The sequence below is a fragment of the Streptomyces sp. NPDC052042 genome, assembly GCF_044548345.1.
In the GTDB taxonomy this organism is placed as follows: Bacteria; Actinomycetota; Actinomycetes; order Streptomycetales; family Streptomycetaceae; genus Streptomyces.
In genome coordinates, this window is record NZ_JBIUBU010000002.1 from 150,904 (window position 1) to 163,829 (window position 12,926).

Consider the following 12,926-nt stretch of genomic DNA (forward strand, 5'->3'; position numbering starts at 1 on the left):
CCGGCCATGGACTTCCAACTCTCGGACGACCAGCGGGCACTGCGCGCGGGGATACGGGACATCCTCGCCGGGCGCTTCGACAGGGACCGGATGCGGGCCGCCCTCGACGCGGGCGCGGCGGTGGACCGGGGGCTGTGGCGGGAACTCGGCGAGGCCGGGTTCTTCGCGCTGCGACAGCCGGAGAAGGAGGGCGGCGCCGGGCTCGGGCTGCCCGAGGCGGTCCTGCTCTTCGAGGAGGCGGGGCGGTCGCTGCTGCCCGGACCGCTGATCGCCACCCACCTCGCCGCGGGGGTCGTGAAGGGCGCGGCGGAGGGGACGGCGGTGGTCACCGTGCTGGAGCCGGGCCGGCCGGTGGAACACCTGGCGGACGCGGACGCCCTGCTGGTGCCGGGGACGGCGGACGCGGACGGACCACCGGTGCCGGGCCCGGGGGGCGGGAGGGCGCCGAAGGGGGCGTACGCCCTGACGGGCGGGGAACTTCGGGACCTCGTACGCGAGGCCGCCGAGCCCGTACGGTCGCTCGACCCGTTCACCCCGCTGTGGCGGGTCACCGATCCCACCGGGACGCCCGGTGAGCGGCTGCCCGGCGAGACGGCCCGGTGGCGTGACGAGGGCGCCCTGCTCGCCGCGGCCGAACAGCTCGGCAGCTCCGCCCGCACGACCGGAATGGCCGTCCAACACGCCCGAGCGCGCGAACAGTTCGGCGCCCCGATCGGATCCTTCCAGGCGGTCAAGCACCTGTGCGCCGACATGCTGGTCCGTACCGAGCTGGCACGCTGCGCGGTCTACGCGGCGGCCGTGACCGCGGACCCCGTGGAGATCGCCGGGGCCAAGCTGCTCGCCGACGAAGCGGCGGTCCGCAACGCCCGCGACTGCCTCCAGGTGCACGGGGGCATGGGCTTCACCTGGGAGGCGGATGTCCATCTGCACCTCAAGCGGGCCTGGTCGCGGTCCGGGCGATGGATCAGGGCGGCGGTGGCCGAGGAACGGCTCGCATCGGATCTGTGGTGAGACCGGTCCGGATCTGTGCGCGGTCCGGCCGGGACTCGTGTCGGGCGGTTCGGATCCGTGTTCGGGCCGGTCGGGTTCCGTGAAGACTTCCGCTCGCGGGAATGTGCGAACGCGGGCCGCGGGCAGATGACGGACGGCCCTCAGGGCCTCACAGAGCGGAGTCACACGGTGCGTACGGCCGCCTCGGGGCGGGGGGTGTGCCCCAGGAGTGATTCGTCACGGGGTGGAGTCGGCCGCTACCTCGGGTACGCTCCGTGGGGTGCGAGAGGTTCTGGAACCGGGTGTGCCGGATGATCCGGATGTTGCCCACGTGGCGGCTCCGGACCGGAAGGGACGCCGGGCTCGGGTTCCGTGCGGTGACGCCGGACCTGCCCGGGAGACGGGTTCCGAGGCCTCCGCGCGATTCTGTTCGACTCTCCGCAATGCGCGTCGCACAGTATGTACCACGCGTACTCCTTCGCGCTGGAATATGCCCGAAGTGCTTGTTGCGGTGACTGTACGTCAACCATGCTGTCGCGTAGGGGGATCACGTTCCGTGACCCCGAGGAGGCGCGAGGCGATGTGTCCGCCGGTTCGGATGGTGTGAGCGGTGCAGGTGCTTCAGGTTCAGCTGAAGGTCGGTCCGGATCCCGCAGAGGTCGGGCGGGCACGCAGATGGGCGCGGTCGAGACTGATCGGGTCGGGGATGAGGAGTGACGAGCCGCTGGCCGAGACCCTCATCCTGCTGATCTCGGAACTGGTCACGAACGCGGTGGTCCACACCGGCTGCCCGGCCGTGCTGCGCATGTTGTTCGGCTCGGCGGGCGGGTCCGGGGTCGGGACGGTGCGGGTCGAGGTGGCCGACGCAAGCTGTCGCCCGCCGCTGCAGCGTCACGCCGAGGGCGAGGACACCGGCGGCCGGGGGCTGGGACTCGTCGACGGCCTCGCCGACCGCTGGGGCTGGCAGCCGGAGGGCGCGGGCAAGCGGATCTGGTGCGAGGTCGACCGGAAGCCCCCGCTGGTCCAGGTCGTCCCCCTGCGTCCGGGTGGCCAGGGCCTGCGGACCCTGCCGGGGGCGACGGACACCCACGCCGCGCCGGGCGCGGTAGGTGCGCGGGGCGTGCACAACAGCGCGCCAGGCGTCCGTAGTGCGCCGCGTGCGGGTGGGGTGAGCGGCGTGAACCATGAGGTGTACGAGCCCTCGCGCGCCACCACGCGCCGCGCATAAAGGTTCGTGCATCTTCGTGCATAAAGGTTAAAGCAGTGACCCCAAGGGGCAGTTGCGGAAGGTCGGGCCTTCGGGAGCCGGGGGCGGGGCGTTCCAGCGGTGCCCCGGCAGGTCCGGGTACGGACGGCGACACCGCGTCGAACGCGTCGAGCCGCCTGGGCAGCGCCTCCATGGCGGGCTCGTCCGCCCGGTCCGGGCTCTCACAGCACGGCGACCGGGGCGACCGGGGTGCCGGTGGCGCCGACGAACGGTTCGGGCATGGCCGACAGTAGGAAGGCGTAACGTTTCTCCTCGGCGCACGCCGTGGACAGCGCCTCCAGGTTCCAGTTCTGGCCCTGGAGCATGCCCATCTCGACCAGGTCCAGCGCGTGCACACCGAGCCACAGGTCCTCGATCTCGGGCGGGAAGATCTCGAAGGTCAGGGTGTCGTTGGCGACCGCCGCCACATCGCGCGCGCGGAACCACTCGGGTGTGCGTATCGAGAGGCCGGGCGAGGGGTGGGCGTACGCGGGCCTGTCGCCCGACAGATAGACCCGCATCTGCCCCGTCCGTACGAGGACGATGTCGCCGGAGCGGACCCGGACCCCGGCCAGGTCCTCCGCCGCGTCCAGGTCCTCGGGGGTGACGGCGTGGTCGCCGGGCAGCCGGTCCGCGCCGTGCGCGCGCGCCACGTCGAGGAGGATCCCGCGCGAGACGAGGTGCGGCACCTTGTCGATGCCGCTGAACCGCGCGCCCTCGTGCGCGGTGATGGTGTCGGCGGGGCGGCCGTTGTAGATCCTCCCCGAGTGCGAGGCGTGGGTGAGGGCGTCCCAGTGGGTGGCCGTCTGCAGGCTCAGCACCGCCGCATCGTCACTGGTGGCGACCGTGCCGGGGCCGAAGAGCTCCTGGTTGATCTGGACCATGGTGTGCAGCGGGTTGATCCTTCCGGGGATCAGCCCGCTCTGCACGCCGTCCTGCTGGAGGGGGAGCGCGAGCGGGACGCGAAGCCCGGAGCGGACCGTGGCGACGGCGTCCCGTACCACGGCGTCGGTGATCAGGTTGAGGGTGCCGATCTCGTCTTCGGCTCCCCAACGGCCCCAGTTGTTCACGCGTGTGGCGATGTCATGGAACTCGGCCGGCAGTGACACGGCGCCTCCCGGGGGCTTGTGTTCGTGGACCTGATGGCCCATAAAATCTAACGGTCCGTCAGAAACTGCGGAAAGGGGCCGGGCATGGGGAACTTCTTGGCAGGCAAGGTGGTGGCCGTGACCGGTGCCGGACGCGGGATCGGACGGGCGGTCGCGATCGCGGCGGCGGCCGAGGGCGCCCGGGTCGTCGTCAACGACTACGGCGTCTCCATCGAGGGAGGCGAACCGAGCAGCGAGGTGGCCGAGTCCGTCGTCGAGGAGATCGAGGCGGCGGGCGGGCAGGCGGTGGCCGTCGCCGACGACATCTCCACGATGGCGGGCGGGCAGCGGATCGTGGACACGGCGCTCGCGCGCTACGGGCGGATCGACGGGGTCGTGTGCGTGGCCGGCATCCTGCGCGAGCGCATGCTGTTCAACATGGCCGAGGAGGAGTGGGACCCGGTCGTCGCCACCCACCTGAAGGGCACTTTCACCGTCTTCAGGGCCGCGTCGGCGGTCATGCGCAAGCAGGACGGCGGCGGCACGCTCATCGGCTTCACCAGCGGAAACCACCAGGGAAGCGTCGCCCAGGCCAACTACAGCGCCGCGAAGGGCGGGATCATCTCGCTGGTGCGGAGCGCCGCGCTCGGGCTGCACAAGTACGGCGTCACGGCGAACGCCGTCGCCCCGGTCGCCCGCACCCGGATGTCCGCCAACGTGCCCATGGAGCTCAAGGAGATCGGCGAGCCGGAGGACGTGGCGGCGCTCGTCGTCTACCTGCTCAGCGACCGGGCCCGCAAGGAGCGGATCACCGGCCAGGTGTACACGGTCGCCGGGCCGAAGATCGCGGTCTGGGCCCAGCCGAGGGAACTGCGCGCGGGGTACGCGGAGGGGCCGTGGACTCCGGAGCGGATCGCCGACTTCCTGCCGGGGACGGTCGGCACCGACCCCATGCCGATGTTGGAGCGGCTGGAGGAGATGGCCGCGGCGGCGGCCGCCAAGGCCCGGCCGAACACCTGACGCGAACGTCCTGATGCGAACACCTGACGTGAACGTTCTGACATGGACGTCCTGACACGGGCGTCCCCACGCGAACGCCCCCCGCTGACATCCCCGACGCTGACGTCTCCGGCACGGACATCTGCGACGGGGACCTCTCCGAGTCCGGTCCGGCCCCGGTGCGCGGGCGTCTGGTGGGCTCCCCGCTCCGTTCCCGTACGCAGGAGGCAAAGTGGACTTCACCTTCGGCCCGAACGACACCGCCTTCCGCGCAACGGCCCGTGCCTGGCTGGAAGAACACCTCGTCGGCGCGTACGCGGCGGCGGCCGGCGCCGGCGGCCCGGGCAGCGAGCACGAGAGCGTCGCGGTCCGCCGCGCCTGGGAACGCGAACTGGGGAGGGGCGGTTGGATCGGCCTCGGCTGGCCGGACCCCGATGGCGAACACGACGATGGATGTGGATGTGGTGCTGCGTACGGTGCTGGACGCGGCGACGGGAACGGTGGCGGCGGCGGGTACGGCAACCGGCGGGCGAGCCTCACACAGCAGGTCGTCTGGGCCGAGGAGTACGCCCGCGCCGCCGCCCCCGCCCGGGTCGGCCACATCGGCGAGAACCTCCTGGCCCCGACGCTGATCGCGCACGGCACCCCGGAGCAGCGGCGGCGCTTCCTGCCCGCCATCGCGCGCGGTGAGGAGCTGTGGTGCCAGGGCTACAGCGAGCCCGGCGCCGGATCCGACCTCGCCGCCGTACGGACCGGCGCCGTCCCCGACACCTCACACGGCGGCCACCGCGTGACCGGCCAGAAGATCTGGACGTCGCTCGCCCGGGAGGCCGACTGGTGCTTCGTCCTGGCCCGTACCGAGCCAGGCTCCCGGCGCCACCGCGGGCTGTCGTTCCTGTTGGTGCCGATGGACCAGCCGGGCAGGATCGAGGTGCGGCCGATCCGCCAGATGTCGGGCACCAGCGAGTTCAACGAGGTCTTCTTCGACGGGGCGCACGCCGAGGAGTGTGTGGGCGGCGAGGGCAACGGCTGGGCGGTCGCCATGGGGCTGCTGGCGCTGGAGCGCGGCGTCTCCACCCTGGTCCAGCAGATCGGGTTCGCCGCCGAACTCGACCGGGTGATCCGGGCCGCCGTCGTCGGCGGCGCCGTCACCGACCCGGTGCTGCGCGAACGCCTCGTCCGGCAGTGGGCGGAGCTCAAGGTCATGCGCTGGAACGCCCTGTGCACGCTCGGTTCCGCCGGAGCCCCCGCCCCGTCGTCCGGCCGCCCCGGTGCGCACGGTGACCCCGGCGCCCCCAGCGTGGCGAAGCTGCTCTGGGGCGGCTGGCACCAGCGCCTGGGCGAACTGGCCGTGCGGATCAGGGGAGCGGCCGGTGCCGTCGGCCCGGACGACTGGGCGCCGGGCGCCCCGTACACGCTCGACGAGACGCAACGGCTGTTCCTGTTCACCCGGTCCGACACCCTCTACGGCGGCTCGGACGAGATCCAGCGGAACATCATCGCCGAGCGGGTGCTCGGCCTGCCGAGGGAGGCGGGATGAGAGGCGTCGTTTTCGACGGCGGTCGGACCGAGGTCGTCGACGACCTGGAGATACGCGACCCCGGGCCCGGCGAGGTGCTGGTGGCGGTGGCCGCGGCCGGACTCTGCCACAGCGATCTGTCGGTGATCGACGGGACGATCCCGTTCCCGTCGCCGGTGGTGCTGGGGCACGAGGGCGCGGGCGTGGTCGAGGCGGTCGGCGCGGGTGTCGGCCATGTGGCACCCGGCGACCACGTGGCGCTGTCGACCCTGGCCAACTGCGGGGCGTGCGCCCAGTGCGACCGGGGGCGGCCGACGATGTGCCGCAAGGCGATCGGCATGCCGGGACGGCCGTTCTCCTGGCGGGGGAAGCCGCTGTACCAGTTCGCCTCCAACTCCGCCTTCGCGGAACACACCTTGGTCAAGGCCGTGCAGGCGGTGAAGATCCCGACCGATCTGCCGCTCCCCTCGGCCGCGCTGATCGGCTGCGGGGTGCTGACCGGCGTCGGGGCCGTGCTCAACCGGGCGAAGGTCGACCACGGCGACACGGTGGTGGTGATCGGCACCGGAGGCATCGGCCTCAACGTGATCCAGGGGGCCAGGGTCGCGGGCGCCCTGACGATCGTCGCGATCGACACCAACCCGGCGAAGGAGGCGGTGGCCCGGCGATTCGGCGCCACCCACTTCCTGACCTCGGCCTCGGTCCAGGCCGTACGGGAGATCCTGCCGCACGGCGCCGACCACGCCTTCGAATGCGTGGGCCGCACGGAACTGATCCGTACCGCGATCGACCTGCTGGACCGGCACGGGCAGGCCGTTCTGCTGGGCGTCCCCGCGGCGACGGCGGAGGCGTCGTTCCTCGTCTCGTCGATGTACCTGGACAAGTCGATCCTGGGCTGCCGCTACGGCTCCTCGCGCCCGCAGCGGGACATCGCGCTGTATGCGCGGCTGTACAGGGAGGGCAGGCTGCTGCTGGACGAACTCGTCAGCGAGACCTACCCGGTGGAGGACTTCGCCAAGGCGGTGGAGGACGCACACCACAGCAGGGTGGCCCGGGGAGTGCTGCTCTTCTGACCAGGGCCGGGACCAGGGCCGGGGCCGATCCGGAGGTTGGGACTTGGGGCGGGGCCGGGGCCTGGGGCGGCACCGCGGGCCGCGTGCCTACGAGCCCTGCCGGTCACGGACGGTCCGGACACCTCAGCCGCGTGTGGCACGGGCCCGGAACGTGCGACGGTACGCGCTGGGGGTCACCCCCAGCGTCGCCTGGAGGTGCTGTCGCAGCGAGGTGGCCGTCCCGAAGCCCGCGTCGCGCGCCACCTGGTCGATCGACAGATCCGTCGACTCCAGCAACTGCCGTGCCCGTTCGACCCGTTGCCGGGTCAGCCACTGCACCGGGCTGACCCCGACCTCCTCCCGGAACCGGCGGGTGAACGTCCGTACGCTCATCGACTCCTGCCGTGCCATGTCGCGGAGCTGTATCGGGTGCTCCAGCCGGCCGAGCGCCCAGGCGCGGGCGGTGGTGGTGGTCGCCAACCGGGCCTCCGGAACGGGCCGTGGGATGTACTGCGCCTGCCCGCCGTCCCGGTGCGGGGGTACGACGGTGCGGCGGGCGACGTCGTTGGCGACCTCGGCACCGTGGTCGCGGCGCACGATGTGCAGGCAGAGGTCGATTCCGGCGGCGACCCCGGCGGAGGTCAGGACGTCCCCGTCGTCGATGAACAGGACGTCCGGATCGACCCGGACGTCCGGAAAGAGCTGCTGGAAGTGGTCGGCCGACGACCAGTGGGTGGTGGCCGGCCGCCCGTCCAGGTAACCGGCCGCCGCCAGTACGTAGCTGCCCGTGCAGATCGAGACCATCCGCGTACCCGGCCTGATGTGCGCGAACGCGGCGGTCAGCTCGTCGGTGAGCCTGCCCTGCGTGTACACGGGGCCCAGCTCGTAACTGGCCGGAACCACTACCGTGTCGGCGGTGGCCAGGGCCTCCGGGCCGTGCTCGACGGTGATCGTGAAGTCCGCGTCCGTCCGGACCGGGCCCGGCGGGCGGATGGAGCAGGTCACGACTTCATAGAGTTTGCGGCCCCTGTTGAGTGGCTCGGAACCGATCGAACGGCCGAAAATCCGCTGGGGGATGCCCAGTTCGAAGGGGAGCAGCCCGTCGAGGGCCAGGACGACGACTCGGTGCGGCATGGACTGACTCCCTTCGACCCTAGCTGGTATAGACCACAAGCTGATACATGTCACTCCCGTGAAGGAAAAGTCAGCGGAGCACCCGCACATTCCCGCCGCGCAGGGCGCAGGCGCGGACGGTCTCGTGGACGGCGATCGGCCGGTCGGTCCCCAGCACGGTGCGCGGGGCGGTTCCCGGCACGGCACCTCGGATGGTCCCCGGTCCGGTGCCCCGGGTGGTTCCGGGCGCGGTGCGGCGGACGGGACCGAGCCTGATGCGGCGAGCGGCTCCCGGCCCGGTGCGGCGAGCGGTTCCGGGCCCGGTGTTCCGGACGGCGGACGGCCGGCCGGGCTCTGGAACCGCAACTTCCGGATGTTCTTCGTCGCCCGTACCGCCGCGCTCTTCGGCGACGGCATGATCCCGGTGGCACTCGCCGCCGGTCTGCTGGGCGGAGGTCGGCCGCCCGCGTCGGTCGGGTACGCGCTGGCCGCCTGGATGGGCCCGCTGGCGCTCTTCGTGCTCTTCGGGGGTGTACTGGCGGACCGGTTCACCCCGCGCCGGATGATGATCGTCGCGGACGTGCTGCGTCTGGTCGGGGCCTCGGTACTGGCGGTCTCCTTCGCCACCGGCGACCCGCCGCTGTGGGTGGTGTACGGGCTCAGCGCGGTGGCCGGTTTGGGCGCCGCGCTGTTCCAGCCGGGCGTCGCGTCGACGGTGCCCCGGGTCGCCGACGACGTGCAGCGCGCCAACGCGGTGCTGCGGGTCTCCGAGGCGCTGATGACCATGGCGGGTCCGGCCTTCGCGGGCGTGCTCGTCGGACTCGCCGACGCCGGTGCGGTCTACATGGCGAACGCGGCCACCTTCCTGGTCTCGGGGGTCTGCCTCTTCCTGATGCGCCTGGCCCCGGCCCCCGCCGACGACGTGCGGCGCGGCACCATGGTCTCCGAACTCGCCGACGGGTGGCGGGAGTTCCGGGCCCGTAGCTGGCTGTGGGGGGTGATCGCGATCTGGACGCTGTACGGCTTCACGGTGCTCGGCCCGATGCTGCCGCTCACCGCCGTCCAGGTCACCGAGGCGCACGGCTCGGGGACGTACGGCGTGTTGATGGCGGTGAACGGGGCGGGCAGCGTCGTCGGAGGGCTGCTCGCTCTTCGGCTGAGACCGCGACGCCCGCTGGCCGCGGGAGCCGTCGCGCTGATCGCGGTCTGCGTGAACCTGGTGGTGCTGGGCCTGGGCGCGCCGGTCGGCGCACTCGCCGCGGGGCAGCTCGTGGCGGGGGCGGCGTTCGCGTTCTGGCTGGTCATGTGGTCGACGACGGTCCAGACCCATGTGCCGCCGGAGGCCCTGAACCGCCTGCACGCATACGACGTGGCGGGCTCGTTGCTGATGGTGGCGGCGGGCCGGGCCCTGGCGGGACCGGTCGCCGAACGCGTGGGCGCCCCGGAGGTGCTGCTGGCCGGGGCGGTGATCAACATGGTGGTGGTGGCGGTCCTGTTGCTGGCCCGGCCGATCCGGCGGCTGGAACGGATCGGGTGAGGAGATGCCTGGTGAGGAGATGCGGGGTGAGGTGATGCCTGGTGAGGAGATGCCTGGTGAGGAGATGCGGGGTGAGGTGATGCGGGGTGAGGTGATGCCCGGTGAGGAGATGAGAAGGACCGGGGCGATGGCGTCGCGGTTGGTGGCCGGGGGCGCGGCAGTGCTGACCGTCGCCGCCGGGCTCGGGGTCAGGGCGGTGTCCGAAGGCGACATCGCCAAGTACGCCGGGGACGCGCTCTACACCGTGCTGATCTGCGCCCTGGTGCTCGTGGCCGCACCCCGTACCCGGCCGCTCGCCGTGGCCGGGACCGGGCTGGTGCTGAGCTGGGCGGTCGAGTTCCTGCAACTGACCGGTCTGCCGGCCGACCTCTCCCGGCACAGCACGATGGCGCGGCTGGTGCTCGGCTCGACCTTCAACGCGCCGGATCTGCTCTGGTACGCGGTCGGGGCAGGGGCCGTCTGGGCTGTTCTGGTACGGGGTCGAGGTGGGGGCCGCCTGGGCCGTTCTGGTACGTAGCCGGGGTGGGGGCCGCGTGGGCCATGACGGCTCCGGCGGCCGCTCTGCTTGCTCGGCTGGCCCGCGCTGCTCGTGCCGTGACCGGCACTAGTGGCTCATGTGAACGCTCCTCGGCCCCGCGCCGTACGGACCCCCGTCCGGTGGCGCGGGGCCGCTTGCTCCCATGCCTCGGCCGGACGGCGGCGGCGTGTGGCCGTGCGGTGTCACCGGGCGCGCGGAATTCCCGCGAAAAGTTTCCGGTGCCCCGTGACATCCCTCCGGCCGGTCCGCTCCGTCGGTGTGGTCAGAGGCGAAAGGAGGGCATGTGTTGCGTACCGGGGACCTGGAGGAATTCCGCGGTTTCGCCGAGGAGCGGTTGCCGTATCTGCGGCGCACCGCATACCTGATGTGCGGGGACTGGCACCACGCCGAGGACATCACGCAGACGGCATTGATGAAGCTCTATTCCGTGTGGGGACGTCGGCGACGGATACGGAACCTGGAGGCGTACGCCCACCGCGTGCTGACCCGGGCCTGCATCGACCACTCACGGCGGCGCTGGCGGCGGGAGCACCCCGCCCGGGACCTTCCCGACCACGTCGAGCCCACCGCGGACCTGGCACTTGAGCTCCAGGTACGCGCGGCACTGAACGGCCTGCCGACGCGTCAGCGTGCCGTGGTGGTCCTGCGCTACTGGGCCGACCTGGACATCGCCGCGACGGCCGCGGCCATGGGTTGCTCCATCGGCACCGTGAAGAGTCACACCGCGCGGGCACTGGCCCGTCTGCGGGCCCTCCTGGGCGACGACCACAGTCCCGACGCACTCGGGACGCTCGCCCAGTCCACCCACCACACCCGAGAGAAGGCCACTCTGTCATGAGCAACCAGGACGTCAGGAATCTGCTGGAGGCCGGGATCGGCGAGGAGCCACCGGTGCGGACCACCGTGGACGCCGTGGTCACAGCCGGACGGCGCAGCCGGACCCGGCGACGTCTCGCGTTCACCGGCGCGGGCGTCACCTCCGCGGCGGCGGTAGCCGTACTGGCCCTGGTCGCACCCGGTGCCGGTCCGGCCCCGAGCGCGTCCGCCGCCGACCTGCTGGTCGGCCCGCTGGTGCCAGCCGGTGTCGGCATCGACGAGGCTCGCCCGCTGCGGCCCGACAGCTTCGGTCCCGGGATCGAGCACACGACGGGCTGGAGCAGCAAGCGGCTTGCCGACACCCTCGTCACTCTGCTCCCCGAGGGTCGGACGGCCACCAAGGACGGTGAGTTCAAGGGCCGGACCTTCCACGTGGACTGGGCCAACGGTGGCGAAGAAGTCACGTTCATCGGCAGCGCGGGGTACACGGCCAAGGAGCCCCGCGTGCCGTTCTGCGCGAAGAGCGCGCTGCCGAAGATCACGCCCAGGGCCGGGGCGCCGAAGCCGCAGGACGTCAGGGAGCGGGAGGTCTGCGAGACGGTCGAACTCGCCGACGGCGCCCGGGCGGAATCGGTGACACTGTGGTTCCCCGAAGACGGCCGTGAGTCCCAGTACGTAAGGGTGGAGCGCAAGGACGGCCGGAGCGTGGCCCTTCAGCAGTGGACGGATCGGCCGACGAAGCGGGTGCCGCTGGACGCCGCCGCGCTGCTGGACATCGCGAACAGCCCGTCCTGGCGGTTCTGACCAGCATCGCCACATCCGCCGCCCGGTGAGACCGGTTTTGGCGCGATGAGTGCAACATGCCGTCGTACGAGGTCCGGCCGGGGGCCGAGCGTTGAAGCACTCCGCTGACACGGAGTCGTTCACGCCGCGGCCCCTGGCCGACCTGGACCGCACGGCAGAAGGTTCCCGAGGCCAAGACCCTGGCCCGGACCGCCCTGCCCGCCCGCTGGCGCCGGGACCGGCACCAGCTCGCACCAGCTCGGATTAGCTCGCACCAGCTCGGGCTAGCTCGGATTAGCTCGGGCTAGCTCGGGCTACCCTGCCCATTCTGCTTGTTCTGTTTGTTCTGCTCGTCCTGCTTCTTCTGGCGGCGCTCCTCGACCTTCTGCATCTCGATGATCGAGAAGACGTGCGCGCTGACCTGTCTGCGGGTGCTGCCGGTGACACAGAGCGCCGTACCGGCGACGGCCGGAGGCACGGACGACGCGAGAATGAGCATCAGCCCGGGCCAGTCGCGCTCGGGACCGCACGGCGACCGGTCCTTCTGGAAGTAGGGGTCCGCGATCGGGGACTCGCAGTCCATGGTGCCCGAGGAGTAGGGGGAGTCCACGGTGTAGGGGGCCAGCAGCAGGTAGCCCAGCCAGATCAGCAGCCCGGACGCGACCGCCAGCAGCGCCAGGCCCCAGCCGATGAGGCCTCCCGAGCGGTTGTTGAACTCCTGGCGGGCGGGCCACTGCATGGAGGTCCTCTTTCTCTGCTTTCTCTGCGCACATGGCGGATCCGTGGACACGACGGACGAGCCGATGATCCTATGCCCCGACCGCATCTGTCCGGCAGATGTCCACAGGGGAGCGGGAGAGGGCGGAATAAGGCCGTGATGTGACCCGGTCCTTACGAACCGCTTGGCCCGATCCTTGCGAACCACTTCTCTCCAGCCAGTGGTCCGGGCGCGGACCTGCCCCGATGCTGGCCGACGTGACCCAGACAACCGACAGCAGGGCCGAGGCCGAAGACGACGGCCGGAAGGCCGGGCCCTCAGCCCCCGACCGACCCGCTCGCCGCGTCCACCACGCCTGGATCGTCGCCGCCGTCACCTTTGTGACGATCACCGGCGGCGCCGCCTTCAACTCCCTCCCGGGGCTCCTCATCGACCCGCTGCACACGGAGTTCGCATGGTGACGCTTTGGGGCACTTGAAATCGGGTCTTGCGCTCTCTGCCGGTTTCCAACCGGTCGGCGCGGATTC

11 protein-coding genes and 2 pseudogenes are annotated in these 12,926 nt (G+C 71.8%); 10 read left to right on the forward strand and 3 right to left on the reverse strand.

What is annotated here, in order from left to right:
- The first annotated feature begins 6 nt into the window (after nt 1–6).
- Both ACIHCL_RS05910 and ACIHCL_RS05915 read left to right on the forward strand, forming a co-directional pair.
- Complete coding sequence (locus tag ACIHCL_RS05910; RefSeq protein WP_399857370.1) at nt 7–1,011, forward strand: acyl-CoA dehydrogenase family protein; 1,005 nt, start codon at nt 7–9, stop codon at nt 1,009–1,011.
- Between the two features lie 589 nt (nt 1,012–1,600).
- Nucleotides 1,601–2,014, forward strand: a pseudogene (locus ACIHCL_RS05915) (ATP-binding protein); the annotation flags it as partial.
- 404 nt (nt 2,015–2,418) lie between these two features.
- Here the strand turns inward: ACIHCL_RS05915 and ACIHCL_RS05920 are convergent.
- Nucleotides 2,419–3,345 carry a cyclase family protein gene (locus tag ACIHCL_RS05920; protein ID WP_399857372.1) on the reverse strand — a complete coding sequence of 309 codons (927 nt, stop codon included), beginning with the start codon at nt 3,343–3,345 and terminating at the stop codon, nt 2,419–2,421.
- 84 nt (nt 3,346–3,429) lie between these two features.
- Here ACIHCL_RS05920 and ACIHCL_RS05925 point away from each other — a divergent pair, with 84 nt between their 5' ends.
- The 3 genes from ACIHCL_RS05925 (at nt 3,430) to ACIHCL_RS05935 (ending at nt 6,915) form a co-directional block, all read left to right on the forward strand.
- Nucleotides 3,430–4,344, forward strand: coding sequence for an SDR family oxidoreductase (locus ACIHCL_RS05925; RefSeq protein ID WP_399857373.1), 915 nt, complete (start codon nt 3,430–3,432; stop codon nt 4,342–4,344).
- Between the two features lie 211 nt (nt 4,345–4,555).
- A complete protein-coding gene (locus ACIHCL_RS05930) occupies nt 4,556–5,863 on the forward strand; it encodes an acyl-CoA dehydrogenase family protein (RefSeq protein WP_399857375.1) in 1,308 nt (435 codons plus the stop codon).
- Nucleotides 5,860–6,915, forward strand: coding sequence for a Zn-dependent alcohol dehydrogenase (locus ACIHCL_RS05935; RefSeq protein WP_399857377.1), 1,056 nt, complete (start codon nt 5,860–5,862; stop codon nt 6,913–6,915). The genes ACIHCL_RS05930 and ACIHCL_RS05935 overlap by 4 nt, the downstream gene beginning before the upstream one ends.
- Nucleotides 6,916–7,038: 123 nt before the next feature.
- Here ACIHCL_RS05935 and ACIHCL_RS05940 read toward each other — a convergent pair whose 3' ends face one another.
- On the reverse strand, nt 7,039–8,028 hold the full coding sequence (locus tag ACIHCL_RS05940; RefSeq protein WP_399857379.1) for a GlxA family transcriptional regulator: 990 nt from the start codon (nt 8,026–8,028) through the stop codon (nt 7,039–7,041).
- 58 nt (nt 8,029–8,086) lie between these two features.
- On the opposite strand from ACIHCL_RS05940, the gene ACIHCL_RS05945 reads away from it, so the two are divergent.
- From ACIHCL_RS05945 to ACIHCL_RS05960, 4 genes are all read left to right on the forward strand, one after another.
- Entirely contained in the window at nt 8,087–9,544 is a 1,458-nt protein-coding gene (locus tag ACIHCL_RS05945) for an MFS transporter (protein ID WP_399857381.1), read from the forward strand.
- A gap of 94 nt (nt 9,545–9,638) precedes the next feature.
- Entirely contained in the window at nt 9,639–10,061 is a 423-nt protein-coding gene (locus ACIHCL_RS05950) for a DUF2809 domain-containing protein (protein WP_399858026.1), read from the forward strand.
- A gap of 304 nt (nt 10,062–10,365) precedes the next feature.
- A complete protein-coding gene (locus ACIHCL_RS05955; RefSeq protein ID WP_399857382.1) occupies nt 10,366–10,920 on the forward strand; it encodes a SigE family RNA polymerase sigma factor in 555 nt (184 codons plus the stop codon).
- Entirely contained in the window at nt 10,917–11,702 is a 786-nt protein-coding gene (locus tag ACIHCL_RS05960; protein ID WP_399857384.1) for a hypothetical protein, read from the forward strand. The genes ACIHCL_RS05955 and ACIHCL_RS05960 overlap by 4 nt, the downstream gene beginning before the upstream one ends.
- Nucleotides 11,703–11,985: 283 nt before the next feature.
- Here ACIHCL_RS05960 and ACIHCL_RS05965 read toward each other — a convergent pair whose 3' ends face one another.
- Entirely contained in the window at nt 11,986–12,420 is a 435-nt protein-coding gene (locus tag ACIHCL_RS05965; RefSeq protein ID WP_399857386.1) for a hypothetical protein, read from the reverse strand.
- A 224-nt stretch (nt 12,421–12,644) separates the two neighbouring features.
- Between ACIHCL_RS05965 and ACIHCL_RS05970 the strand changes: the two are divergent.
- Nucleotides 12,645–12,857: pseudogene (locus ACIHCL_RS05970) on the forward strand (MFS transporter); the annotation flags it as partial.
- Between the last annotated feature and the right edge of the window lie 69 nt (nt 12,858–12,926).

Excerpts from the sequence above, each read along its gene's own strand:
- ACIHCL_RS05925 (WP_399857373.1), top strand. The coding sequence starts at position 3,430 with ATGGGGAACTTCTTGGCAGGCAAGGTGGTGGCCGTGACCGGTGCCGGA.
- ACIHCL_RS05910 (WP_399857370.1), top strand. The coding sequence starts at position 7 with ATGGACTTCCAACTCTCGGACGACCAGCGGGCACTGCGCGCGGGGATA.
- ACIHCL_RS05950 (WP_399858026.1), top strand. The coding sequence starts at position 9,639 with ATGCCCGGTGAGGAGATGAGAAGGACCGGGGCGATGGCGTCGCGGTTG.
- ACIHCL_RS05940 (WP_399857379.1), bottom strand. The coding sequence starts at position 8,028 with ATGCCGCACCGAGTCGTCGTCCTGGCCCTCGACGGGCTGCTCCCCTTC.
- ACIHCL_RS05935 (WP_399857377.1), top strand. The coding sequence starts at position 5,860 with ATGAGAGGCGTCGTTTTCGACGGCGGTCGGACCGAGGTCGTCGACGAC.
- ACIHCL_RS05960 (WP_399857384.1), top strand. The coding sequence starts at position 10,917 with ATGAGCAACCAGGACGTCAGGAATCTGCTGGAGGCCGGGATCGGCGAG.
- ACIHCL_RS05965 (WP_399857386.1), bottom strand. The coding sequence starts at position 12,420 with ATGCAGTGGCCCGCCCGCCAGGAGTTCAACAACCGCTCGGGAGGCCTC.